20 protein-coding genes and 1 tRNA gene are annotated in these 23,584 nt (G+C 67.9%); 4 read left to right on the top strand and 17 right to left on the bottom strand.

Features of this window, described 5'->3' with window-relative positions:
* Positions 1-42: 42 nt before the first annotated feature.
* Positions 43-1,155: a polysaccharide deacetylase family protein gene (locus ACWEN6_RS21925; protein WP_452572291.1), complete on the bottom strand. Its 1,113-nt coding sequence runs from the start codon at positions 1,153-1,155 to the stop codon at positions 43-45.
* A gap of 71 nt (positions 1,156-1,226) precedes the next feature.
* Between ACWEN6_RS21925 and ACWEN6_RS21920 the strand changes: the two genes are divergently transcribed.
* Positions 1,227-2,024 (top strand): DUF2127 domain-containing protein, encoded by a 798-nt coding sequence (locus ACWEN6_RS21920; RefSeq protein ID WP_452572289.1) that lies wholly within the window; start codon positions 1,227-1,229, stop codon positions 2,022-2,024.
* 300 nt (positions 2,025-2,324) lie between these two features.
* On the opposite strand, the gene polA is transcribed toward ACWEN6_RS21920, so the two are convergent.
* Positions 2,325-5,027: a DNA polymerase I gene (gene polA / locus ACWEN6_RS21915; protein ID WP_452572287.1), complete on the bottom strand. Its 2,703-nt coding sequence runs from the start codon at positions 5,025-5,027 to the stop codon at positions 2,325-2,327.
* Between the two features lie 71 nt (positions 5,028-5,098).
* On the opposite strand from polA, the gene ACWEN6_RS21910 reads away from it, so the two are divergent.
* Positions 5,099-5,518, top strand: coding sequence for a PaaI family thioesterase (locus tag ACWEN6_RS21910; protein WP_354919301.1), 420 nt, complete (start codon positions 5,099-5,101; stop codon positions 5,516-5,518).
* A 243-nt stretch (positions 5,519-5,761) separates the two neighbouring features.
* Here ACWEN6_RS21910 and ACWEN6_RS21905 read toward each other — a convergent pair whose 3' ends face one another.
* The 7 genes from ACWEN6_RS21905 to ACWEN6_RS21875 form a co-directional block, all read right to left on the bottom strand.
* Positions 5,762-6,553, bottom strand: coding sequence for an amino acid ABC transporter ATP-binding protein (locus ACWEN6_RS21905; RefSeq protein WP_452572285.1), 792 nt, complete (start codon positions 6,551-6,553; stop codon positions 5,762-5,764).
* Positions 6,554-6,558: 5 nt separating this feature from the next.
* On the bottom strand, positions 6,559-7,410 hold the full coding sequence (locus tag ACWEN6_RS21900) for an amino acid ABC transporter permease (protein WP_452572283.1): 852 nt from the start codon (positions 7,408-7,410) through the stop codon (positions 6,559-6,561).
* Positions 7,411-7,414: 4 nt separating this feature from the next.
* On the bottom strand, positions 7,415-8,251 hold the full coding sequence (locus ACWEN6_RS21895; protein WP_452572281.1) for an ABC transporter substrate-binding protein: 837 nt from the start codon (positions 8,249-8,251) through the stop codon (positions 7,415-7,417).
* Between the two features lie 413 nt (positions 8,252-8,664).
* Positions 8,665-9,165, bottom strand: coding sequence for a S26 family signal peptidase (locus ACWEN6_RS21890; RefSeq protein WP_452572279.1), 501 nt, complete (start codon positions 9,163-9,165; stop codon positions 8,665-8,667).
* A gap of 66 nt (positions 9,166-9,231) precedes the next feature.
* The gene (locus ACWEN6_RS21885; RefSeq protein WP_452572277.1) at positions 9,232-9,747 is read right to left on the bottom strand and encodes a MauE/DoxX family redox-associated membrane protein; all 516 of its coding nucleotides are present in this window, start codon (positions 9,745-9,747) and stop codon (positions 9,232-9,234) included.
* Positions 9,748-9,780: 33 nt separating this feature from the next.
* On the bottom strand, positions 9,781-11,682 hold the full coding sequence (locus tag ACWEN6_RS21880; protein WP_452572275.1) for an ABC transporter ATP-binding protein: 1,902 nt from the start codon (positions 11,680-11,682) through the stop codon (positions 9,781-9,783).
* Between the two features lie 44 nt (positions 11,683-11,726).
* A complete protein-coding gene (locus ACWEN6_RS21875; protein WP_452572273.1) occupies positions 11,727-12,266 on the bottom strand; it encodes a TlpA family protein disulfide reductase in 540 nt (179 codons plus the stop codon).
* A gap of 886 nt (positions 12,267-13,152) precedes the next feature.
* Between ACWEN6_RS21875 and ACWEN6_RS21870 the strand changes: the two genes are divergently transcribed.
* The gene (locus ACWEN6_RS21870; protein ID WP_452572271.1) at positions 13,153-13,713 is read left to right on the top strand and encodes a DUF4352 domain-containing protein; all 561 of its coding nucleotides are present in this window, start codon (positions 13,153-13,155) and stop codon (positions 13,711-13,713) included.
* 98 nt (positions 13,714-13,811) lie between these two features.
* Here the strand turns inward: ACWEN6_RS21870 and ACWEN6_RS21865 are convergent, their stop codons facing one another.
* The 6 genes from ACWEN6_RS21865 to ACWEN6_RS21840 all read right to left on the bottom strand — a co-directional run bounded on the left by ACWEN6_RS21865 (position 13,812) and on the right by ACWEN6_RS21840 (position 19,567).
* Positions 13,812-14,534 (bottom strand): ABC transporter ATP-binding protein, encoded by a 723-nt coding sequence (locus ACWEN6_RS21865; RefSeq protein WP_452572269.1) that lies wholly within the window; start codon positions 14,532-14,534, stop codon positions 13,812-13,814.
* Complete coding sequence (locus tag ACWEN6_RS21860; RefSeq protein ID WP_452572542.1) at positions 14,524-15,264, bottom strand: ABC transporter ATP-binding protein; 741 nt, start codon at positions 15,262-15,264, stop codon at positions 14,524-14,526. Before ACWEN6_RS21860 ends, ACWEN6_RS21865 begins: the two co-directional genes overlap by 11 nt.
* A gap of 29 nt (positions 15,265-15,293) precedes the next feature.
* On the bottom strand, positions 15,294-16,403 hold the full coding sequence (locus ACWEN6_RS21855) for a branched-chain amino acid ABC transporter permease (protein WP_452572267.1): 1,110 nt from the start codon (positions 16,401-16,403) through the stop codon (positions 15,294-15,296).
* Positions 16,400-17,362, bottom strand: a complete 963-nt coding sequence (locus ACWEN6_RS21850; protein ID WP_452572265.1) for a branched-chain amino acid ABC transporter permease — start codon at positions 17,360-17,362, stop codon at positions 16,400-16,402. The genes ACWEN6_RS21855 and ACWEN6_RS21850 overlap by 4 nt, the downstream gene beginning before the upstream one ends.
* 113 nt (positions 17,363-17,475) lie before the next feature.
* Positions 17,476-18,627: a branched-chain amino acid ABC transporter substrate-binding protein gene (locus tag ACWEN6_RS21845; protein WP_452572540.1), complete on the bottom strand. Its 1,152-nt coding sequence runs from the start codon at positions 18,625-18,627 to the stop codon at positions 17,476-17,478.
* Positions 18,628-18,976: 349 nt separating this feature from the next.
* On the bottom strand, positions 18,977-19,567 hold the full coding sequence (locus ACWEN6_RS21840) for an ANTAR domain-containing response regulator (protein WP_354846057.1): 591 nt from the start codon (positions 19,565-19,567) through the stop codon (positions 18,977-18,979).
* A gap of 50 nt (positions 19,568-19,617) precedes the next feature.
* Here ACWEN6_RS21840 and ACWEN6_RS21835 point away from each other — a divergent pair.
* A tRNA-Leu gene (locus ACWEN6_RS21835) sits at positions 19,618-19,690 on the top strand.
* A gap of 229 nt (positions 19,691-19,919) precedes the next feature.
* Here the strand turns inward: ACWEN6_RS21835 and pyk are convergent.
* A complete protein-coding gene (gene pyk, locus ACWEN6_RS21830) occupies positions 19,920-21,350 on the bottom strand; it encodes a pyruvate kinase (protein ID WP_354846054.1) in 1,431 nt (476 codons plus the stop codon).
* A 347-nt stretch (positions 21,351-21,697) separates the two neighbouring features.
* Positions 21,698-23,443: a S8 family peptidase gene (locus tag ACWEN6_RS21825; RefSeq protein WP_452572263.1), complete on the bottom strand. Its 1,746-nt coding sequence runs from the start codon at positions 23,441-23,443 to the stop codon at positions 21,698-21,700.
* Between the last annotated feature and the right edge of the window lie 141 nt (positions 23,444-23,584).

Raw genomic sequence — 23,584 nt, 5'->3', positions numbered from 1 at the left:
GCGTGGTCAATCCGGCGCTCACCCGCATAACCCCGCAAGCCCCTAGTAAACGATCTTCACCCTGTCGAGCTTTGCCAGGATCTTACTCCCGAGTCGACGTGGCATGGAGACGTGCGTCGGGTCCCCGTCGGAGGTGTATCGCCTATCAGGATGCGTGTCGAGCCACCCCAGCCAGTACTCCGAGCACCACTTGCGACACTCCCCTTTTTTACCGTTTGACTGGATTCGCGGGATGTCGTATCGGTCGTAGGCCTTCGCGTAGGGCGAAATCGCCGGCTCCGCCCCGGCGAGGAAGACGGCCTGGAAGTGGAAGGAGATGCCCTTCCACTTCCCCGAGCGGGCCGTCGCCCGCTTCTTGGGGTTGCTGCCGTAGGGCAGGGCGAAGGTGGAGGAGGCCGGCGCGCCGAGCCCGGTCAGCAACCGCTCCTCACGGGCGATCACCTCGGTCACCTTCTTGCCGGACAGCCGGTGCAGATCGGGGTGGCCGAAGGTGTGGTTGGCCACCTCGAAGCCGCGGTCGACCAGCCAGCGCACCGCCGCCGCCTGGCGATCATGGGAGACCAGTCCGAAGGGGTGGTCGTTCACCCAGAAGGTCGCCACCGGCCGGAAGCCCGGATGCCGGGCGGCGACGTCGTAGATGATGCGCACGACGGTGTCCTTCTTCGGCGTGCCCGAGGAGTCCAGGGCGAAGTGCGAGGGGTGGCCGTCGTCGAAGGTCAGCACGACCGGGTGGGCGCCTGCCGGCAGGTCGATCAGCCCGGCCGCGAACTCCGCCGCCGTGATCGGCACGTAGCCGCCCTTGGCCAGCCGCTCCAGCTCCTTGCGCAACTGGGCCGGGGTGCGGTCGATGGAGGCCCGGCGCTTCTTCAGGATGCGGTGGTACATGATCACCGGTATCGCGCCGAGCTCGTTGGCCTTGACCTTCCGGGCGGACTCCACGGTCGCCGCCGCCACCGGCGCGGGGCTGGCCGGGGCCGCGGAGGCGGACGGCGAGGGGGCCGCGCGCCTTGGCTCGGGCGACCCGCCACTGAACGGCAGGACGAGCAGCGCCACCACGGCGACGATCATCACCCCGACGTTCACGATGCCGATGAGGGTGGTCAGGCCGGGCGTGCTCCGCACGGTGTTCTCCTGGATCGGGCGGCTGGTCGGCATTCACCCTAGGACAGACCAATCGAACTCGTGGCGATCCAGCACACACGCCGGGCATGTGTTGAAATTTGCTTGTGAACTGGAGTCTGCGGGCCTGCGGCCGCCATGGGCACGTCACCTACGCCCCCACCGAGGAGGCGCTGCGCGGGCGCCTGCGGGCCGACACCGCCCTCGGGGAGGCGTGGCGCTGCCTTCGGTGCGGCGACTTCACCCTCGGCGAGCCGCACGGCTCCGGGCCCGCCGCGGACGCGCCCATCGTGCTGCGCGGCAAGGCGCTGCGCGACGCCACGATCCTGCGGCTACTCGCCGTCTTCCGGTGGGCCAAAGGTCTGCTGGTGCTCGGGGCGGCGTTCGGCATCTGGCGGTTCCGCGCCCACCAGAACGCGATCGGCCTGGCCTTCGACGAGGACCTGCCCCTGCTCCAGCCGCTGGCCGACAAGCTGGGCTGGAACCTGGAGGAGTCGGGCGTGGTGCACACGCTGCGCACCGTGCTGGCCGCCGAGACCCGCACACTGACGTGGATCGGCCTCGGTCTGCTGGTCTTCGGGGCGCTGCTGATGACCGAGGGCGTCGGGCTGTGGCTGCTCAAGCGCTGGGGCGAGTACTTCGCGGTGGTGGCGACGTCGCTGTTCGTCCCGGTCGAGGTCTACGAGCTGGTCGAGAAGGTCACCTGGCTGAGGGTCGTCATCCTGCTGGTCAACCTGGCGGCCGTGCTGTACATCCTGCTGTCCAAGCGGCTGTTCGGCCTGCGCGGCGGCCGCGCCGCCCACGAGGCCGAACGGCATGAGACGAGCCTGCTGGAAGTAGAGTCCGCCACCGTCGAAGCCTCGCTCTCAGGCCACCGCCACCCCGCCCAGACCACAGGCCACTGACACGCGCGCCGTGCGCGAGGGTCCGCCGGGCCGGGCGCCGTGAACGGCGCCGCCATCACCGCGCCACGTACCGCCGACCCGGCGCCGATATCCACCGGCACCCACCGCGATGAGAGCGCACCAGGCGCAGGCAGATCCACGGCGACCGGCGTGCCACCTCACCGCACGCCATCACCACACGCACCCCGCCCACCCCCAAGGACCGACCAGACCCGGCCAAGGCCCGCACCCCACGGCGACCGGCGTGCCACACCACCGCACGCGCCCGGTCCGATGACAGGGGGCGGCCGGCGGGTGGCGTCAGTGGCCGGCGTCTTGCCAGGTGCGGCCGGTGCCGACCGAGACGTCCAGTGGGACGCGCAGGTGGTAGGCGTCGCACATCTGGCCGACGACCAGCTCGCGCAGCGGCTCCATCTCGCCCGGGGCCACCTCGAACACCAGTTCGTCGTGGACCTGCAGCAGCATGCGGGACCGCAGCCCCTGCTCGCGCAGGGCCCGCTGCACGTTCAGCATGGCCACCTTGATGATGTCGGCGGCCGACCCCTGGATCGGGGCGTTGAGCGCCATGCGCTCGGCCATCTCGCGGCGCTGGCGGTTGTCGCTGGTGAGGTCGGGCAGGTAGCGGCGGCGGCCGAGGATGGTCTCGGTGTAGCCGTCGTGGCGGGCCTGGGCGACGATCGCGCCGAGGTAGTCGCGGACGCCGCCGAACTCCTCGAAGTACTCCTCCTTGAGCGCGCGGGCCTCGGCGACCGGGATGGTGAGCTGGCCGGCGAGCCCGAAGTCGGACAGGCCGTAGGCCAGGCCGTAGTTCATCGCCTTGATGCGCGCGCGCAGCTCGCCGTCGACCTGCTCGGGCGGGATGTCGAACACCCGGGCGGCGGTCGCCTGATGGAAGTCGTGCCCGGACTCGAAGGCGGCGATGAGCGCCTCGTCCTGCGACAGGTGGGCCATGATGCGCAGCTCGATCTGGCTGTAGTCGGCCGTCAGCAGGCTTTCGTACCCCTCGCCGACCACGAAGCCCTGGCGGATGCGGCGGCCCTCGGCGGTGCGGATGGGGATGTTCTGCAGGTTGGGCTTCTCCGACGACAGGCGCCCGGTGGCCGCGATGATCTGGTTGTAGTAGGTGTGGATGCGCCCGTCGTCGCCGACCTCCTTGATCAGGCCCTCGACGGTGGTGCGCAGCTTGGTCTGGTCGCGGTGACGCAGCAGGATCGTCGGAAGCTCGTTGTCGGTCTGGGTGGCCAGGGCGGCCAGCGCGTCGGCGTCGGTGGTGTAGCCGGTCTTGATCTTCTTGGTCTTGGGCAGCCCGAGCTTGACGAACAGGATCTCCTGGAGCTGCTTGGGCGAGCCCAGGTTGAACTGCTCGCCGACGACGCGGTGGGCCTCCTCGACGGCCTGCTTGACCGCGGCGCCGAACTCGGCCTCCAGCCCGGTGAAGTAGTCGCGGTCGGCGGCGATGCCGGCCCGCTCGAGCTCGGCGAGCACCCGCACCAGCGGCAGCTCGACCTCCTGCATCAGGTGGGTGCCGCCCCGGGGGGCGAGATGGGCCTCCAGGGCCTCGGCGAGGTCGCGCACGGCCTGGGCGCGGACGGCGAGCTCCTCCCCCGCGTTGTCGGCGGGGTCGTCGAACAGCGCCGCCTGGCCGCCGGTGTCGGCCTCGGCGCGCAGCTCGCGGTGGAGGTAGCGCAGCACCAGGTCGTCCAGCGGGAACGAGCGCTGCCCGGGCATCGCCAGGTAGGCGGCCAGAGCGGTGTCGCAGGTGAGACCGCGCAGGTCGAGCCCGTGCGCCCACAGGGCCAGCAGGGGGCCCTTGGCGTCGTGCAGGGCCTTGGGCCGGGACTCGTCGGCCAGCCACCGGCCCAGCGCGTTCTCGTCGGCCTGGGTGAGGGCGCTCAGGTCGAGGTAGGCGGCGCGCTGCCGCCCCTCGCCGTCGGTGGGCACGGCGATGGCCAGCCCCTCGATGGTGCCCGTGCCGCTGCCGTAGGCGCCCTTGACCGCCAGCCCCGCGCGCCCCTCGGGCATGGCGGCCAGCCACGCCTCGACCTCGTCGGGGCCGAGGGCCGCCACCTCGACCTCGAAGCCGGACTCGGCCTCGGGCTCGGGGGTGCCGATGCTCTGGTAGAGACGGTCGCGCAGGACGCGGAACTGCAGCGTGTCGAACAGCTTGTGGATCTCGTCGCGATCCCAGGTGCCCATCTTGAGGTCGGCCACGTCGACGTCCAGCGGGACGTCGCGGCGCAGCTCGGTGAGCTGGCGGTTGTGGATGACCTGCCCGAGGTGCTCGCGGAGCTTGTCGCCGACCTTGCCCTTGACCTCGTCGACCCGGTCGACCAGCTCGGTGAGCGAGCCGAACTCCTTGACCCACTTGGCGGCGGTCTTCTCACCCACGCCGGGGATGTTGGGCAGGTTGTCGCTGGGGTCACCGCGCAGCGCGGCGAAGTCGGGATACTGCGTGGGGGTGAGGCCGTACTTCTCCACGACGGCGTCGGGGTCGAAGCGGGTCATGTCGCTGATGCCGCGGCGGGTCATCAGCAGCGTGATGCGGTCGTTGACGAGCTGCAGGGCGTCGCGGTCGCCGGTGACGATGAGGACGTTCATGTCGCGCTCGGCGGCCCGGTGGGCGAGGGTCGCGATGAGGTCGTCGGCCTCGTACCCGGCGAGCGAGAGGTGGGGGACGCGTAGGGCGTCGAGCACCTCGAAGATCAGGCTGACCTGGCCGCGGAAGTCCTCCGGCGTCTCCTGCCGGTTGGCCTTGTACTGCTCGTACGCCTCGTGCCGGAAGGTGGGCTCGGACCTGTCGAAGCAGACGACGACATGGGTCGGCCGCTCGTCGCGAAGGACGTTGATCAGCATCGAGGTGAAGCCGTACACCGCCTCGGTGTGCTGGCCCTCGGTCGTCATGAGATTCGCGTCCTTCAGCGCGTAGAACGCGCGGTACGCGAGCGAGTGCCCGTCCAGCAGGAGCAGGCAGGGGCGTGAGGGGGTCGGTTCCTTCTTCGGCACACCCGCAGCCTAGTCTCCATGTACGACAGAACACGGCCGGCAGTGCAAGTGGAGGCCTCCCTTTGACCATGATGAAGCCCGAGGACCAGGCCCGCCTGGACGCGGTGTACGACGGAGACCACAAGGGCGCCTTGATCAGCTCCATGGGCATCGAGTTCCTGGAGGTCAGCGCCGAGCGCGTGGTCGCGCGCATGCCCGTCGAGGGCAACACCCAGCCGTACGGGCTGCTCCACGGCGGGGCCTCCTGCGTGCTGGCCGAGACCATCGGCTCCACCGGCGCCGCCGTGCACGCCGGGCCCGGCCGCCGGGCCGTCGGCGTCGAGATCAACGCCACCCACCACCGGTCGGCCACCTCCGGCCACGTCACCGGGGTCGCCACGCGCCTTCATGGCGGGCGCACCATCGCGACCTACGACATCGAGATCACCGACGAGCAGGGACGCCGGGTCTGCACCTCGCGCCTCACCTGCATGCTCCGTGACGCCACGTGACATTCCTCTCGTATCACGCTGCGATTTGCCACTCTCTTTGCACGGGAGCCTCATAGCTCGCTAGCGTTGTGACGCCAGAGCCCGTGGGTGGTCGAGTAGACAACGTGTGCGGCCGGGGAAGCCCTACATGGCCCCAAAGACCACCCGCGGGCTCCTTGCGTTCCCGAGGGCGCCCTGTGGACCCGAAACGGCCCCCGGCGGCCGAGAAGCCGCGCGGGGGCCGGTGCGCCCGTCTTGAGGGCCTCAGCGGGCCTGCGCCGAGGTCTCGCCGGCGCCGGACACGTCGTCGTCCGAATGCGTCGGGTCGAGCACCCGCTTGAGGAAGGTGCGCGTGCGCTCGTGTCGCGGAGCGCCGATCACCTGCTCCGGCGGCCCCTCCTCGACGACCACCCCGCCGTCCATGAACACCACGCGGTCGGCGACCTCCCGCGCGAAGCTCATCTCGTGCGTGACCACCAGCATCGTCATGCCGTCGCGGGCGAGCTTGCGCATGACCGACAGCACGTCCCCCACCAGCTCTGGGTCCAGCGCGGAGGTCGGCTCGTCGAACAGCATCAGGTCGGGGTCCATGGCGAGCGCCCGGGCGATCGCCACGCGCTGCTGCTGGCCGCCCGACAGCTGCGGCGGGAAGGCGTCGCACTTGTCGGCGACGCCGACCTTCTCCAGGTTGTCGCGGGCGATGCGCTCGGCGTCGCCCTTGCCCCGCTTGAGCACCCGCCGCTGGGAGATCATGACGTTCTGCAGGACCGTCATGTGCGGGAACAGGTTGAACGACTGGAACACCATGCCGAGCCTGCGCCGCGCCGCGTCGATGTCGACGTCGGGGTCGGTCAGTTCGACCCCGCCGACGCGCACCGTGCCCTTGCTGGGTTGCTCCAGCAGGTTGACGCACCTCAGCAGCGTCGACTTGCCCGACCCGGACGGGCCGATGATGCAGACGACCTGGCCCTGGTCGACCGTGAAGTCGATGCCCTTGAGCACCTCGAGGTCGCCGAAGGACTTGTGCAGGTCCTTGATCTCGACCGCGTGCGCCATCGCCGTCACCGCCCCTTCGCCTGACGCTTCTCAAGGCGTCCCGCCAGGTACCCCAGCGGGATCGTGACCAGCAGGTACGTGAGCCCCACCACCATGATGGGCGTGGCGTTGGCCGTCGTCGACGCCAGGTCGTTGCCGAACTTGGTCAGTTCGACGTACTGGCTGGTCACCCCGAGGAACAGCACCAGCGAGGAGTCCTTGAGCAGCGCCACGAACTGGTTGGTCGTCGGCGGGATGACGATGCGGATCGCCTGCGGAATGACCACCGTGACCATCGCGCGCGCGTGGGACATCCCGAGCGAGCGCGCGGCCTCCATCTGCCCCTTGGGCACGGCCTGCAGGCCGGCCCGCAGGGTCTCGGCCATGTAGGCCGCGCTGACGATCGTCAGGCCCAGGATGCCCTGGCCGTACGTGCCGCCCGGAACCTCGAAGCCGGGGAAGGCGGACGGCAGGAAGAACACGAGCAAGAAGATCAGCAGCGCGGGGAGACCGCGGAAGATCTCGATGTAGATGATCGCGATCCACCGATACGGGCGCACCGAGGACAGCCGCATGAGCGCGAGCAGGAGCCCGCCCAGCGAGCCGAAGACGAAGCCGCCGACGGTGTAGATGATCGTGTTCTTGAGCGCGACCGTGAACAGTTCGGGGAACGCCTGCGCCGCCACATCGAACCTGGCGAAGTTCTCGGCGAGGTTCTTCCAGTTGGTCAGGAGCACGACCGCGACGAGCGCGAGGATCAGGATGACGTACTGGACGCCGCGGCTGATCCGCTGCTTCTTCCGGGGGCTGAGCCGCGACCCGCCGGGCGCGGGCCCGGCGGGTCCGGCCGACTCGGCCGTGATGGGCTGGTCGGTCATGGAATCAGAAGGCTCCGAGCTCGCCGGGCTTCTTGCCGAACCACTTGACGAAGATCTGCTCGTAGGTGCCGTCGGACTTGGCCTTGGCGATCTCCTCGTTGATCACCTTGGCGAGGGCGTCGTTGCCCTTCTTCATGCCGATGCCGTACTGCTCGCCGGTGTCGAGGCTGGCGATCAGCTCGAACTTGTCGGCGATCTCGGGCTTCTTCAGCCAGGTGAGCACGACGGGAAGGTCCTGGACGATCACGTCGGCCTGGCCGGACTGCAGGCCGAGCAGTTCCTTGGGCGAGTCGGCGAACTCGGTCGGGTCGAAGCCCTTGCCCTTGACGTAGTCCAGGCCGGTGGTGGAGGCTTGCGCGCCGAGCTTGAGGTTCTTGGCCTTGACGTCCTCCAGCGACTTGGCGCCCGTGCCCTTCTTGGCCAGCAGGGCCTGCGTGGCGTCGAAGTAGGGGTCGGAGAACAACAGGTTCTTCTGACGCTCGGGGGTGATCGTCATGCCGGCGGCGGCGACGTCGCACTTGCCGGCGTTCAGGGCCGCGCCACTCTTGATCACCGCGAAGTCGATGTCCACGATGTCCTGGGTCACGCCGAGCTTCTTGGCCGCCAGGTCGACGATGTCGACGTCGAAGCCGACCGTCTTGGCGCCCTGCTTGAACTGGAACGGCTCGTAGGGCAGGTTGGTGCACGTGGTGAGCTTGCCCGGGTTGATCAGTTTGATCCCCGAGGCGGCCGGGGCACTGCCGGCCGGCGCGTTGGAGGCGGTGGCACCGGTGTCCGATCCGCCGCCGCAGGCGGAGAGAAGGCACGCGGCGCCCACGACGAGCGCCCCGATTGATGTCATACGGCGACGCCTGGACCAAAAGACCACAACGTCCTCCTCTTTAGCTGTATGTCGGAGTTAAGTTAAGTTACCGTAACCCTGGCCATGGTCCCGCACCTGGTCACCAGGGGTATTACCGGAAAGAAACGATCGCACAACACATCACCGCGCCTGGCGCTCCGGGCTCCGCCCGGCCGTTCATCGCCCCGATGTTCAAATCACCCGTCGCACACGGCTCGGAGCCGCTCCGGGAACCCGGAGCCGTCAAGGATGCCTCATGGGGCAAGGGGAGGCGGCGCGACATGGAGTAACAAGGGCGGTCGATTCACACGGATGCATCGCCAAGCGCCACGCCGGCCAGGATCGTGATCATCGCACTCGGCATCATGCGGGCAGACCGCCCCGAGGTCACGGCGCCTGCGGCGCATGCCGGCTCAGACGGAGGTGCCGACCTTCGAGGAACCTCGGGTCTCCACCCTCCTGAGCACCTTCCCCACCACGAAACGCACGGGAACATAGCCGTGCTGCCGGGAATCGACACTCGCCCTGCGGTTGTCACCGACGACCACCACGTGGCCATCGGGAACGACGGCATCCGTCAAGACCCCCGGACGCGCGTCCAAGTCATCTGGCAAGGGCTCACCGGGCAAGGCCGCGAGCCGTTTGATGATCGCCGACTGCGAGCCCTTGGGCAGAAGTATCGGTCTTCCCGGGGGCCATCCGAAAGGCTTGTCCATGTCGACAAGGACTATGTCGCCGCGGCTGAGGCCGGCCGGCCCGCAGCGGCGCACCAGCACTCTGTCGCCGGTCGACAACGTCGGCTCCATGCTGACGCCGTACACGGTCACCAGCCGAAATCGGCGGCGAAGTTCCACCATCGCGATCACGATGCCGGCGAACACGGCAACGACGGCGGTCGACAGCCACGGGTTCATCGAACGTCACTCAACCTTCCGGACCTCCATGGCCGCCGATCGCGGAGCGGGCCCGCACCTCGCGCCTCATACGGTGAAGAGTTCGACCAGCTGGTCCATTGTGATCAACGGGAGGGCGACCAGCAATCCCCCCATGGCACCGACGAGGAGGTGCTCCGGAAGCAGAGGACCACCGGAGACGTCGGCGAGGCCTGCGGCCGCAGCGGCGATCAGGATGGCGTTGCGCACCAGATGCCGCATTCCGAGCGAGGACCGCGAGGTTCCGAAGCACCTGCAGGGGACGGTGACACCACGGCGAAGGCTCCAGGCCGTCACAGCCGAGAAGGCCAGAAGAAGAAGGAGAGCGAGGAAGAAGCCGAGCGGCGCTGTGGCCGTGGAGATCAACAACAAGGGGACGGCGCCCTCCGCGGCCACCACCGCCCCCGCGACCGGCATGGCCCACCGGGGCGAGCGCATCGGCACGGCTCGGAGCGTCAAGGCGAACTCGTAGAACGCCTTGCGGCTGCGTACCTTGCCGAAGAAGGAGGCCGCGAAGACGACGACAAGGGCGACGCGGCATACGATCGCGACATATGTGATCAACGGTCTGCCATCCTCGTGAAGCGGTCTCGCATGTCACGCATTGCTCGGGACCTCGCTGTAGCCGCTCGCCTGTGTCCTGAAGAGCCCCGCGTACCGGCCGTCCATCGCCATCAACCGGGCATGCGATCCCTGCTCGGCGATACGGCCGTCCTCGATGAGCACGATGACATCGGCTTCCCGGACGGCGCTCAACCGATGGGAGATCATGATGCTGGTCCAATCTTGACGGTGCGCCTGGAGCGTCGAGTGGATTTCGCTCTCCGCCGCCGGATCGAGGCCGGAGTTGGGCTCGTCCAGCACCAGGACATCGCGCCCCTCGCGGAACAACGCCCTAGCGAAGGCAAGGCGCTGCCACTGACCTCCGGAGAGCGTCATGCCCGCGCCCGTCGAACACGACACCGCGGCCGCCGGTGCCGCGTCGGCCTCACCGCGCATGGGCGGTTCCTCCTCCGGCGGATCCGTGACGACCGCCCGAGTCTCGGCCGCGGGCTCGCCCAGGGCGTCCATCGGCTTACCGAACATGCGGCTCAAAAAGGTGTCGTAGCCATCGGGGAGGCGACGCAGCGCGATGTCGATGCCGGCCAGCGTGCCGGCGCCCCTCACTCGTGCGCGGTCACCCATGTGATCAAGATCGCCTAGCCCGATGTTCTCGGCGGCGGTCAGGTCGTATTCCATGGGGTCCTGGAACACTCCGGAGACCCGGCGCCGGAGATCCTCAGGGGCGAAGAGGCGGATGTCCACTCCATCCCAGAGCACTGCTCCCTCAGTGGGGTCGTAGTACCGGAACAGCAGCTTCACCATTGTGCTCTTCCCGGCACCGTTCAGCCCGACGATCGCGAGGGCATCCCCCTTCTTGACGTGCAGATTGATCCCACGCAGCACCCATGGATGGTCAGGTGAGTAGCGGAACCAGACATCACGGAACTCGATGCCCCGAGAAAGCGGCGCGATCGCACGCGGGTCCTCGGCCACCGGCAGTTCAGGGCCTGCATTGACGACGGCGAGGTAGTGCCCGAAGAGTAGAAGTCCTCGGTGGACTACGGCATACTCGCCGATCACCTGCGACAACCCGCTCTGCACGCCTGCGATCACCGCCACGAGGACCGACACGTCCCCGATCGTCAGCAGGCCCGTTCTCAGCTGCGCGACGCCCCATACGAGCACAGCGCCCGCGACCAGAGCCGATAGCAGTCCCAAAAGGGCCTGAAGAGTCCAGGTACGCCGGTCGACCTTTCGCTGCGCCGCGTCCGCAGAAAGGCGCTCGGCGAGCATGCGCTCGCGGAAGAAATCCCCGAGGCCGAAGAGCCTGAGTTCCTTCACCGCCCTGAGGTCGCTCTGCAGCCTGCCGTAGAACAGTTCCCTCCTGAGCGCCGGGCTCATCGCCCAGAAGACGCGCACCCGTCGGCGCACCAGGAACCGCTCGGCTGCCAGGGCCGGAACCGCGGCCAGCATGACGGCCACCGCTACCACAGGGTTGATCGTCGCCACCGCCACCACGAATCCGCAAGCCATGATCAAGCCACGCAGGCCACCCAGGAAACCGTTGATGATGTCGTCAGGGGCCGTGGGCCCGACGTCCTGTGCGCTTCTCAGATGGTCTTGGAAGCTCGGATCCTCGAATCGGCCGAGACCCACGAACCGGTTGACCGCCGCGAACAGGCGGGACCGGCACAGACGGCTCACCCGGCGCTCGACTTCGGTCCTCAGATAGTTGCCACCGTGGAGGAAGACCGTCCCTGATGCGGTGACGGCGGCCATGAGCGCCGCCATCACCAGCAGAGCGGACCATTCGGCTCCACCGACCGCGCCGTCGAGGATCAGCTTCAGCAGCCACGCCGTGACCACCGGAACGAGCGCGCTCGCGGCGGTGAGCGCGATCTGGAGCAAGAACATCCCTGGGGCCGCGCGCCATGCGAGGGCGAGCGCCGAGATCACGACACCCCCACGCGCCTTCCCTGCGCCCGCCTTCGAGCCGGAGGTCATGACCGCCCGGCGGGCGTCAGGAGGGAGTCGAGATCCCACCCCGTGGCGACGACGGCACCCGATCCGTCGAGCAGGCACAAGGCAGGGAACTGGCTCACGCCGAAGGCCTTCACCATTGAACCGTCCGACGGCTCCACGACGACACTGCTGACCTTCTCCAACCGGCGGACCATGGCGACCGTCGCCCGCTCGTCACCTGTGACGACGCTGATGATCTCCTGGTTGTCCACCTGGAGCTCCTTGGCCCGACGGAGGAATGTAGGCAGTCCTTCATGGCACGCCGCACAGGACTCGGAGAAGAAGGCGACGATCGTCCAGTCCGGCAGCTTGTCGGAAGAGAACACACGCCCGTCAGTGAAGGTGGCGCTGAACGGATCCGGCGAAGTGCCGACATCGGCGATGCCGGCGCGAATCGTCCTCTGACCATCGACCACGGTCGCCGATTGCTCCCGAAGTCTGCGAATGACACCGTAAGTAAGGGCAAGATTCAGCACGCACAAGCCGCCGATGAACACGATGGCGATATTTGAGATCACCCGGGAACTCCTTACCGAGACACGTTCACAAATCACGATCCGGCCAATTGGAATAATCAACATGGGCCGTCGTAGAGATATAGGTGACCATTCTCGTCGGCATAGGCCAGAACATTGACGGTCACGCGCCGGCATACCGGTCGCGCGCCAAGAGAGCACGTTCCCACGGAACCGCGGCAGAACACGATGCCTAACCGAGCCCGGCGGCGCCAACCGCATGAGGATCCCCCTGAGGCATGACCTCGCGAGGTGCGGCGAGGCCATGCCGAGTACGGAGCGACCCGCACTCCCGCCCTGTGACCACCGGGCGTCCGATCAGGGCACGTGCGTGGTCAGTTCCTCAGCATGTACCGCAAGGATTGCATTGGAAGGTCACGTGGCTTCCCTCGACGATTGCGATGCACCACCGATAGTGCGCTCCAGCGCACTGGTCGCATGACGCCAATGCCCTGCTTTTCGGTGCGACGGCCGACAGCAAGGCGTCGCTGATACGCCCGATCAAATTCACAAGGAACTCCTTCCGGTCGATGAAACGAGAACGCGCCGCAGAACCAACCGAAACCGGCTGCCGCCGATGCGCGCGCCCGTTAATCCAGGTCGTCCAGTACGATGATCCGTGGCGAACTTCTCCGAGTCAAGACGTGTCAGCGAGCCATAAATCTGGACCGCATGCGGCAAAGAAGACCTGCTATCAGATCCTTGATGGCACGTCAATATCAAACCCGAGTTCGGCCGGTGACCATGAGTTTCAAATGCTCGGCACGGCGAATAGGAACAAGCAGAAAACAGTCGTAACGGCCAACCCGAAGAAGACCACGAAGGAACGATCCGGCATCGATGTGCGAGCGGATGAGATCCGCTCCCGCCCGCGCTCTACGCTTGCCGTGTGCGCAAGCGTCACTCATGGGTGCTCGTCGGAGTCGCCGTCGCCGGTACGGTCACCGGTTGCTCAGGAGGGTCTTCGCAACCGCCCACCCCGACGGCGAGCCCGGTCCGGACCTACCAGCTTCCCCCGCGCCCTGTACGACTCGATGAGCGGCCGCTGGCGATGAGACCCGTTTCGGACGGGGACACGGAATTCGCACTGCTCGCAATCACCACCGACATGCCGCAGCTCACCGGAAGCCACGCGGATGTGGCGGCGCGCGGGCAGTTCGTACGGGTGCGGGTCTCGGCGTCCAATCATGGGCGGACAACCGCGCTGCTCGATCTCAGGCGGCAACAACTCGTCGCGAGCGACGGCAAGACCTACCTGCCCGACTACGATGCCATGACGATCAAGCGGCAGCCGGAGAAGATCGACTTGGGCGCCTCGGACATCTTCGAGTTCGACCTCTGGTACGACATTCCCAAGCAGGCGCGGCCGCAGGCACTGGTGCTGTACGGCGGGGCGACGCTCACCGATCTCAAGGACAAGGAAGGCGCGCGCGCTCAGCTTCCCGGCTGAAGTTCCTCTCATGTCCGGCCGGCGACCTCACCCGTCGGCGTCGCAACGTCGGCGGGGCCTGGCCGGAGAGAATCCGGCCAGGCCCCGTCGACGTTGTTCTACTGAGCCGCGGCCCCCAGGTCGCCGCCGAGATAGGCGGCGCGCACATCGGGGTCGGTGAGCAGATCCTGGGCGGGGCCGCTCTTGATGACCCTGCCGGTTTCCAGGACGTAGGCGCGGTGCGCCACCTGCAGCGCCTGCACGGCGTTCTGCTCGACGAGCAGGACGGTGGTGCCGCGGTTGTTGATCTCCTTGATGATCTCGAAGATCTGGGCGACCAGGAGCGGCGCCAGGCCCATCGAGGGCTCGTCCAGCAGGAGGACCTTCGGCTTGCTCATCAACGCGCGGCCGATGGCGACCATCTGCTGCTCGCCGCCGGACATCGTGCCGCCTGCCTGGTCCTTGCGCTCGGCCAGACGGGGGAACAACTCGAAGACCTCGCCGAGGTCCTTCTTCAGGTCGCCCTTGCGGGTGTAGGCGCCCATGAGCAGGTTCTCCATCACCGTCATGCCGGGGAAGACTCCCCGGCCTTCGGGGGACTGGCCGATGCCCGCGACGACGCGCTTGTGGCCGGGCATCTTACTGATGTCCTGCCCCGCGAAAGTGATGCTGCCGGAGGAGACGGGACGGACGCCGGAGATGGTGCGCAGGGTCGTGGTCTTGCCGGCGCCGTTGGCGCCGATCAGGGTGACCACCTCTCCCTGGTCCACCTCGATCGACACCCCCTTGAGGGCTTCGATCTTTCCGTAGTGGACACGGATGTCCTTGACCTCAAGAAGCATCTGCCGCAGCTCCCAAATACGCCTCGATCACCTTCGGGTTCTGCTGGACCTCGGCCGGGAGGCCTTCGGCGATCTTCTGGCCGAAGTCGAGAACCGCCACTCTGTCGCTGATCCCCATGACCAGGCTCATGTCGTGCTCGATCAGCAGGACGGTGCGCCCCGCGTCCCGGATCTTGCGGATGAGCTGTTGCAGGCCGATCTTCTCGGCGGGGTTCATTCCGGCCGCCGGCTCGTCGAGCAGGAGCAGCTTGGGCTTGGTGGCGAGGGCCCGGGCGATCTCCAGGCGCCGCTGGTCACCGTACGGAAGGTTTTTGGCCGTCTCGTCCGCACGGTTTGCCACACCGACGAAGTCGAGAAGCTCCATCGCCTCCTCGCGGCCCTTCTTCTCCTCATGGCGGTGCCATGGCAACCCGAGGATCGCGCCGATCGCGCCGGTCTTGTGGTGGGTATCCGCACCCACCATGACGTTCTCCAGGGCCGACATGTTATGGAACAGCCGGATGTTCTGGAACGTGCGGGCGACACCCCGTTTGGTGACCTGGAACCGCTTGAGGCCGGTCAGAGGCTGGCCGGCGAACACGACCTGGCCCTGTGTCGGCTTGTAGACGCCGGTGGTCACGTTGAACACCGTGGTCTTGCCAGCGCCGTTCGGGCCGATGAGGGCGAAGATCTCGCCGTCGTTGATGGTCAGGTCGAGGCCGTTGATGGCCACCACGCCGCCGAAACGCATGGTGACGCCCTTGATCTCCAGGACCGCCGTCACTTGGCCACCTCCGCCTCGATCGGCGCGTCAGGGCCGGCCACTTCTCCGCCCATGGACCCCATTCCCCCGGACCCCTCGGCCATCTCGGCACGCCGTCTTCGGGAGGGGATCAGTCCCTCGGGACGAAGGATCATCATGATCACCAGGACGGCTCCGAAGATCATGTAGCGGTAGTCGTGGAACTCGCGGAACCGCTCGGGCAACCAGGCGATAAGGAAGGCTCCCACGATGACTCCGGGGATGTTCCCCGGCCCGCCGAACACGACACAGACCAGGATGGTCGCGGAGAGCAGGAATGGGAAGTTCTGCGGCTGGATGTAGTTGATCTTCGCAGCCTCCGCCACGCCGGCGAAGCCGCCGATGCTGGCGCCGATGAAGAACGCGAGCAGCTTGAACTTGAAGGTGGGCACGCCCATCAGCTCGGCCGCGTCCTCGTCCTCCCGGATGGCCGTCCACGCCCGTCCCACGCGGCTCTTCTCCAGCTGGCGCGAGATGACGACCACCAGGGTGATCATGGCGACCACCAGGTAGTAGTACGAGACCGGATTGGCGATGCTGAACTCGAGCCCGCCGATCGGCGGAGGCGTGGGGATGCCGAAGATCCCCTGGGCGCCGCCGATCTCGTTGGTGTTCAGCGCCACGATGCGGACGATCTCTCCGAAACCCAGTGTGACGATGGCCAGGTAGTCACCGCGCAGCCGGAGCGTCGGGCCGCCGAGGATCACACCGGAGATGGCCGCCAGCACGATGCCGAGGATCAGGCAGGTCCAAAAGGACCAGCCGTGCTTCGTGCCCATGTACGCCAGGCTGTAGGCGCCGATGGCGAAGAAGGCCACGAATCCCAGGTCCAGCAGGCCGGCGTGACCGACGACGATGTTGAGCCCGAGCGCCAGCAGGATGTAGATGCCGATCGGGTCGAACAGGATCGTCGTCCAGTCGGCGTCCGGCGACATGAACGAGGCGATCGACTCGTTGGGCAGCAACAGGGCGAAGACGATGACCAGGAGGTAGACCAGCCACCGCTGGTATCCCGGAGCGGTCGCCCACCGGTCCCTGACGCGGTCGAAGGCTCCCGAGATCGAACGGGTGGATGCTTTGTCGTTCATGCGCGCGCCTGCTGGAGAGATTCACCGAGAAGCCCGGTGGGACGGAACATGAGCACGATGACCAGGACGACGAACGCGATGACGTCCTTCCAATCGGAGCCGAAGAAGATGGCCCCCCAGTTCTCGATCAAACCGAGGAGCACACCGCCGATAAGGGCGCCGCGCAGGTTGCCGATGCCGCCGAGGACCGCGGCCGTGAACGCCTTGATGCCGAGGATGAACCCGATGTTGAACTGGGTGTTCTCAACCTCCATGGTGAACAGTACCGCGGCCACGCCCGCCATCGCGCCGCCCAGCAGGAAGGTCATGCGCACGATGGTGTCGATGTTCACGCCCATCAGGACCGCGGTCTCCGGGTCCTGAGCGGTCGCGCGGATGCCCCGTCCGAGCTTCGTGCGATTGACCAGCTGGTCGAGCGCCACCATCATGATCACAGCCGAGATGATGATGATGATGTGATCCAGGCGCACATCGGCATTCCCGATACTGAAGATCGTCTCTCTTTCGACGATACGCGGGAGGGGCGTCTGGTTACGGCCTGGCAGGTTGAAGAACTTGGGCAGCACCACCAGGGCGAAGAGCTCCTGGAGGAAGAACGACGCGCCGATCGCCGAGATCAGGGCCGCGAGGCGCGATGCCCCCCGCTTGCGCAAGGGTCTGTACGCCACCTGTTCGAGCAGGACGGCCGAACCGCCGGAGACCGCCATGGCGACCACGAAGAGGAGGACGAGAACGCCGACCAGCGCGACGCCGGTGAACGGGTGAGTCACCGTCATGAGGTGCGTCAGTGTGAACAACGACGCGAACGTGCCGATCATGAAGATCTCTGAGTGCGCGAAGTTGATGAGTCGCAGAACGCCATAGACCATCGTGTAGCCCAGAGCGATCAGCGCGTAAATGGCTCCGTAGGTCAGACCACCGATGGTCGATCCCGGAAACTGCTGCAGGAAATCGTGCAAAGTGAGCCGCCTTCAGGACGGGGCGGAGGGGCCGCCCATGCCAGAGGCGGGAACGTCCTGGCGTTCCCGCCTCTGGAGTGTCACGTTACGAAACCTCTAGATCCTGAAGCGAATCAGCTCTTGAGGGTGGCTTCGTCGGACTTCCCGAGCCAGGCCAGCGCGCCGTTCACGACCTCGTAGATGTGGATCGTGGTCGACCCCAGCTCACCGTTGTCGCCCCACTTGATCGGCTTGGACACGCCGTCGGCGGAGTACGTCTTGAAGAACTCGTTGATCTTCTCGCCGGTGGTGTTGCCCGCCTTGACCGCTGCGACGAACGCCTGGGCGGCGTCGTAGCCCTCGGTCGCGTAGATCGCGGGGTCGACGTTGAACTTCGTCTTGTAGGTGTCGACGAAGGTCTTCAGCTTGGGGTCGGACTGCTCACCGAAGGGGATGAAGCAGGGGCAGGCGAGGACGGCGCCCTCGGCCTGGGCCGCACCGGCACCGGAGATGAGCTGAGCGTCCAGGGAGCCGTCGCCGGACGCCCACAGAGCCTTCACGCCACCGTCACGGAGTTGCTTGAGCAGCTTGCCACCCTCGGAGTAGTAACCGCCATAGAAGATGACGTCCGGGTTGGCCGCCTTGACCTTGGTCACGGTGGAGGAGAAGTCCGAGCTGGCCTCGTCGATCTGGTCGCGCTCGGTCGGGACGCCCTTGGTCTTGAACTCGTTGAACGCCGAGTCGCCGATGCCGACGCTGTAGGCCTTCTTGCCGTTGATGACGTAGGCCTTCTTGGGCGACTTAGCCTTGATCATGAAGTCGGCCACGCCGGAGCCCTGGTAGGCGTCGGTGGCCACCATGCGGTGCCAGAACTTCCAGCCGTGCTCGGACAGAGTCGGCCGGGTCGCCGAAGGCGTGAGGCTGGGGATCTTGCCCTGCTCAAGAATGGGGCCGGCGGCCTCCGACTCACCGGAGAAGGCCGGGCCGATGAGACCGACGACCTTGTCCTTGGAGATGGCCTGGGGCGCGAGCGCGGCGGCCTGGTTCTCCTTACCCTGGGTGTCGTAGGGCACCAGCTCGATCTTGATCTTCGGGTTCGTGGCGTTGTACTCCTCGAAGGCCAGCGTGGCGCCGTTCTTCGGCGGGATGACGATCGCGGAGTCGGGCCCCGTGAGGTCCCCCATGAAGCCGATCTTCAGCGTGCTGGGCGCCGCGGAATCGCCGCCACCGGTGCTGGAGCCCGAGTCAGCGCCACCACAGGCGGCGAGACCAACGGTAAGTGCCACACCGACGGCGAGCACGCCCCCGAGGCGAGCAATCTTGGGCCGCAAGGTTGCCTTCCTTTCGCCTGATCCCGCATCCCGGGATCGGGTTCACAGAGTCACCCTGGCAGTTCAGCCAGGGTTCGTTGACGGCATTACACCCAGCTCAAGTCACAGGTCGGTACAGAGTCACATCACGTTACCGCTTCGTTATCACACCGGTCCTCTTCGGCGATCAGCACGAAAAGTAAAGGTCACATCGCGGTTGCACGGCCGACCAAGATCGACTGTATGGGCTCGCGGGCGACGGGGCGCCGCCGGACCCGTCCGATCTGACACGGCGGGACGGCACGGTGTCAACCGCGCCGTCAGATCAGGACTCCTCGGGAGGCTTGGCCTCGCTCACGACGGCCTGGGCGACCTGGCGCATGCTCAACCGCCGGTCCATCGACGCCTTCTGGATCCAGCGGAACGCCTGCGGCTCGGTCCAGCCGTGCTCGGCCATCAGCAGGCCCTTGGCCCGCTCGACGAGCTTGCGCGTCTCGAGGCGCTCGCCGAGGGTCGTGACCTCGCGCTCGAGGGCCGCGATCTCCTCGTGCCGGCTCACGGCCATCTCGATCGCCGGCACCAGGTCGGACTTGGTGAACGGCTTGACCAGATAGGCCATCGCCCCGGCGTCCCGCGCCCGCTCGACCAGGTCGCGCTGCGAGAACGCCGTCAGGATCAGGCACGGCGCCACGCGCTCGGACACGATGCGCTCGGCGGCCGAGATGCCGTCGAGGATCGGCATCTTGACGTCCAGGATCACCAGATCGGGGCGCTGCTCCAGAGCCAGCTTGATCGCCGTCTCGCCGTCACCGGCCTCGCCGACGACGGCATAGCCCTCTTCTTCCAGCATCTCCTTCAAATCGAGGCGGATCAGCGCCTCGTCTTCCGCGATCACCACTCGCCGCTGCGTACTCACGACCAAGAGAGTACCGACGTCCGCTAGATTAGGGGCACGAGCACCACGGCGCCCCGATAGACCAACGGCAGAGTCGATGGCCTCAAAATCCATACAGTGTGGGTTCGAATCCCACTCGGGGCACACGCATGGGCAGCCGCGCGGCACCGCCGCGCGGCTTCGCTCTTCTCAAGCCCCGACGCCTCGCTCTGCCGTCCCTCGGCCTTCGCGATCATCTCGGCGCCTTCGTCCCGCGGCTCCCGCTCCCCTGGCACGCCCGTCCGCCGCCCGTCCGCGCGATGCGGCCGTCATCGCGCGGAAACACCGATGACCGGCAGGCGGGAAGCCGCCTGCCGGTGCTCGCCGGCGTGGGTCAGTGGTCGCTGGAGACCGCGGAGCCGATGGTGTGGACGCGCAGGGCGTTGGTGGAGCCGTGGTTGCCGGGAGGCGAGCCGGCGACGATGACGACCTTGTCGCCCTTCTCGTAGCGGCCGATGGACAGCAGGGCCGACTCCACCTGGCGCACCATGTCGTCGGTGTGGTGCACGAACGGCACCTCGAAGGTCTCGACGCCCCAGGTGAGGGCGAGCTGGCCGCGCACCTCGGGGGCCGAGGTGAAGGCCAGCAGCGGGATCGGCGAGCGGTAGCGGGCCAGCCGCCGCGCGGTCTCCCCCGACATGGTGAAGGCGCACAGGGCCTTGGCGCCGACGATGGCGCCGACCTCGGCCGCCGCGCGGGCGATGGCCCCGCCGGTGGTCTCGGGAAGCCGGTCGAAGGTGTGGGTGGCCTCCAGCGACTCGGCCTCCGCGGCCGAGGCGATGCGGGCCATGGTGGCGACCGACTCGACCGGATAGCTGCCGACGGAGGTCTCGCCGGACAGCATGACGGCGTCGGCCCCGTCCATGACGGCGTAGGCGACGTCGGAGGCCTCGGCGCGGGTGGGCCGGGGGGCGCTCATCATGGAGTCGAGCATCTGGGTGGCCACGATGACCGGGTGGGCCTTCTCCCTGGCCAGGGCGATGGCGCGGCGCTGCACGATCGGCACCTGCTCCAGCGGGAGCTCCACGCCGAGGTCGCCGCGGGCGACCATGATGCCGTCGAAGGCGTCGACGATCTCTTCGAGGCACTCGACGGCCTGCGGCTTCTCGATCTTGGCGAGAAGGGGCAGGTGGACGCCCTCCTCGTCCATGATGGCGCGGACGATCTGGGCGTCCTCGGGGCTTCGCACGAAGGACAGCGCGATCATGTCGAAGCCGGTGCGCAGCGCCCAGCGCAGGTCTTCCTCGTCCTTCTCGGTGAGGGCGGGGGCCGAGACCGCGACGCCGGGCAGGTTGAGGCCCTTGTTGTCGGAGATCATGCCGCCGACGAGCACCTTGGTCACCACGCGGGGGCCGTCGACCTCGATGGCCTCCAGGGCCAGGCGGCCGTCGTCGACGAGGATCTTGTCGCCCGGCTGGACGTCGTTGGGCAGGCCCTCGTAGGTGGTGGAGACGATCTCGCGGTCGCCGGGGACGTCCTCGGTGGTGATGGTGAAGACGTCTCCGAAGCCGAGCCGGACGGGGCCCTCGGCGAAACGCCCCACACGGATCTTCGGGCCCTGCAGGTCGGCGAGGACGCCGACGGCCTTGCCGAGCTCGGCGGCCGCCTCTCTCACCCGGCCGTGGATCTCCTTGTGGAGCTCGTGGCTCCCGTGACTGAGGTTGAAACGCGCCACGTTCATTCCGGCGGCGATCAGCTCGCGCAGCCGCTCCGGGGAGGAGGTGGCGGGCCCCAGTGTGCAGACAATCTTCGCTCGACGACTCACAAGTCCTACCCTAATTGGTACAGACCACTTGATGATGACGAAGTGCACAGCCCCTGGGGAAATCCAGGTGACATCAGCCTTGCCATCGCGTGCGCTCCGCACGTCGCCGCAGGTGGGGCCCGTTTCTTGCGGGCAGAGGCCGCGACCGGCGCGGAAGGGCGCGCGGGGTCCGTTTTCGTGTTGCGTGCTCTAGGAAGGATAGTTGCCCCGCAGCGTGCCCGCAGGCCGTACGGCCCGGTGGACCGCCGGCGGCCCGGCGGGTGAACGGCGGGCGCCCTGCCCGGTGAACGCCCGCGGGCCCCGCCCGGACGCGCCGGGCGGGGCCGCAGGAGGCGTTCGGAGGCCGTTCAGCCCTTGGCCGTAGCCGCCCGGTAGGCGTTGACCAGGCCGTGCCCGTAGAAGCCGTTCTTCGCGGCCGGCCCGGCGCAGGTGTGGGTCTCCTCGCTCACCGAGTAGGTGGTCGAGCCCGAGGCCGGGCAGCTCACCGGGGTGGCCGTGGCGTACAGCAGCTGCTCGACCCTGGACGGGGACAGCGTCAGCCCGCCCTTGCCCGGCCTGCCGAAACGGGCGACCAGGATGGCCGCGACGCCGGCGGCGTGCGGGGAGGCCATGGAGGTGCCGGACAGGTACTGGTAGTAGGAGCAGTGCCCGTGGTGGCACTCGCGCACCACCGAGCCGCCGGCGGGCTTGCCCGCGGCGTTGATGAGCTTCTCGCGGCGCAGCACGTGCGTCGGCGCGGCGGCCAGGATCTCCCTGGTCGCGCCCTTGAGCGAGGTTCCGGCGTCGGAGGGGTCGCCGCCGGGGGCCGACAGGTCGGTCTGCTCGGTGCCGTAGTCGGAGTACCAGGCCTTGCGCTTGCTGGGGCCGAGGGCGGAGACGGAGATGACGCCGCGCGACTCGGCCGGGACGTTCACGCACGAGTTGTCGATGGTGCGCTCGCGCTCCTTGCCCAGCGGGTAGCCGGGGCTCTCCTTGTCGGTCGTGGGGTCGCCGAGGTCGGTCGAGCCGTTGCCGAGGGCGCTGATGAGCGTGACGCCGCGGGCCCGGGCGTAGTCGAGCGCGCGCTGGACGCCGGTGACGATGCCGGCCTGCTGGAGCCGGTCGGCCTTGGAGTCGGCCGGGTTGTTGGCGCAGTTGAACGTCCACGGGTCGACGAAGAAGCTCATGTTGACCACGTCGATGCCCGCGTCGCCGGCGTAGGTGAGCGCGTCGAGGACCGGCTTGAGGAAGAAGAACCCGGCGTCGGTGCCGGCGCGGATGTTGACCAGCGAGACATCGGGCGCCACGCCCGCGACGCCGATGCCGTTGATCGGCGAGCCGATGGTGCTGGCGACGTGGGTGCCGTGCCCGTCGTCGTCCACGTCGGCGGGGTCCTTGCAGCTCTTGACCTCACACGGCCCGTCGAGCGTCTTGCCGTTGGGGTCCTTCGGGTGGTCGGTCACGAAGTTGCGGCTCAGCGCCCGGTTGAAGTTCGGGGCGATGTCGGGGTGCCTGCCGTCCACGCCGGTATCGATGATGCCGACCGTGACCTTCTTGTTCGCCCGGTTGACGGCGTAGGAGCCGGAGGGTGTGGCGCCGATCATCCTCATGTCCCACTGGCGTCCCGCCAGGGGCTCGGCCTTGACCGACTTCCCGTTGGAGGCGATCGCGGCGGGCGCGCCCGCGGCGGAGGCGTTCAGGGCGGAGGCATCCTCGGCCGAGGCGCCTTCGGCGGCGGCCGGCGACAGCGGCGCCGTGAGCGGGCCGGCGCCGGCGGCGACGGCCGTTGCGGCGCCGATGCGGCGGTTGTCGGTCACGCCCACGACGGCGGGGCTCGCGCCGAGCGCCTCGGCGAAGCCCGTGCGAGGGCCCTGGGCGATGATGTAGCCGAGCTTGGCCTCGACGGCGGCGGCGACGCCTCCGCCCGCCTTGACGGCGCTCATCGCCTCGGCCTGGGCGCCCGCGCCGTAGAAGACGAGGTACTCACCCCTGCCCGCGACCGGCGGCGCGGCGCCCGCCGGACCCGCCCCCGTCACCAGCGAGGCGGCGGCGAGCGTGCCCGCCACCGCGAGTGAGACGGCGGCGCCCGCCAGGCGTTTGTACCCCCGCACCATGGACCTTCCCCTCATGCCTGTCTTCAACGAGGCAGCATCTTTCAGGGGATCGAGCACCAAAGCAAACTGCGGTCAGATACTCCGGCATTCGACCCATTACACACATATATAGCTATAAACACCGTATGGGATGACCGGATT

This window comes from Sphaerisporangium sp. NPDC004334, assembly GCF_053602655.1.
The sequence above is the reverse complement of the archived record's forward strand: the minus strand, read 5'-3'. Positions and strand labels throughout refer to the sequence as shown.

Excerpts from the sequence above, each read along its gene's own strand:
- ACWEN6_RS21895 (WP_452572281.1), bottom strand. The coding sequence starts at position 8,251 with ATGACATCAATCGGGGCGCTCGTCGTGGGCGCCGCGTGCCTTCTCTCC.
- ACWEN6_RS21900 (WP_452572283.1), bottom strand. The coding sequence starts at position 7,410 with ATGACCGACCAGCCCATCACGGCCGAGTCGGCCGGACCCGCCGGGCCC.
- ACWEN6_RS21925 (WP_452572291.1), bottom strand. The coding sequence starts at position 1,155 with ATGCCGACCAGCCGCCCGATCCAGGAGAACACCGTGCGGAGCACGCCC.
- ACWEN6_RS21860 (WP_452572542.1), bottom strand. The coding sequence starts at position 15,264 with ATGCGTTTCGGCGGCGTGGTGGCCATCAACGGCCTCGACCTGACCATC.
- ACWEN6_RS21865 (WP_452572269.1), bottom strand. The coding sequence starts at position 14,534 with ATGCTTCTTGAGGTCAAGGACATCCGTGTCCACTACGGAAAGATCGAA.
- ACWEN6_RS21910 (WP_354919301.1), top strand. The coding sequence starts at position 5,099 with ATGAAGCCCGAGGACCAGGCCCGCCTGGACGCGGTGTACGACGGAGAC.
- ACWEN6_RS21855 (WP_452572267.1), bottom strand. The coding sequence starts at position 16,403 with ATGAACGACAAAGCATCCACCCGTTCGATCTCGGGAGCCTTCGACCGC.
- ACWEN6_RS21890 (WP_452572279.1), bottom strand. The coding sequence starts at position 9,165 with ATGAACCCGTGGCTGTCGACCGCCGTCGTTGCCGTGTTCGCCGGCATC.
- ACWEN6_RS21905 (WP_452572285.1), bottom strand. The coding sequence starts at position 6,553 with ATGGCGCACGCGGTCGAGATCAAGGACCTGCACAAGTCCTTCGGCGAC.
- ACWEN6_RS21825 (WP_452572263.1), bottom strand. The coding sequence starts at position 23,443 with ATGGTGCGGGGGTACAAACGCCTGGCGGGCGCCGCCGTCTCACTCGCG.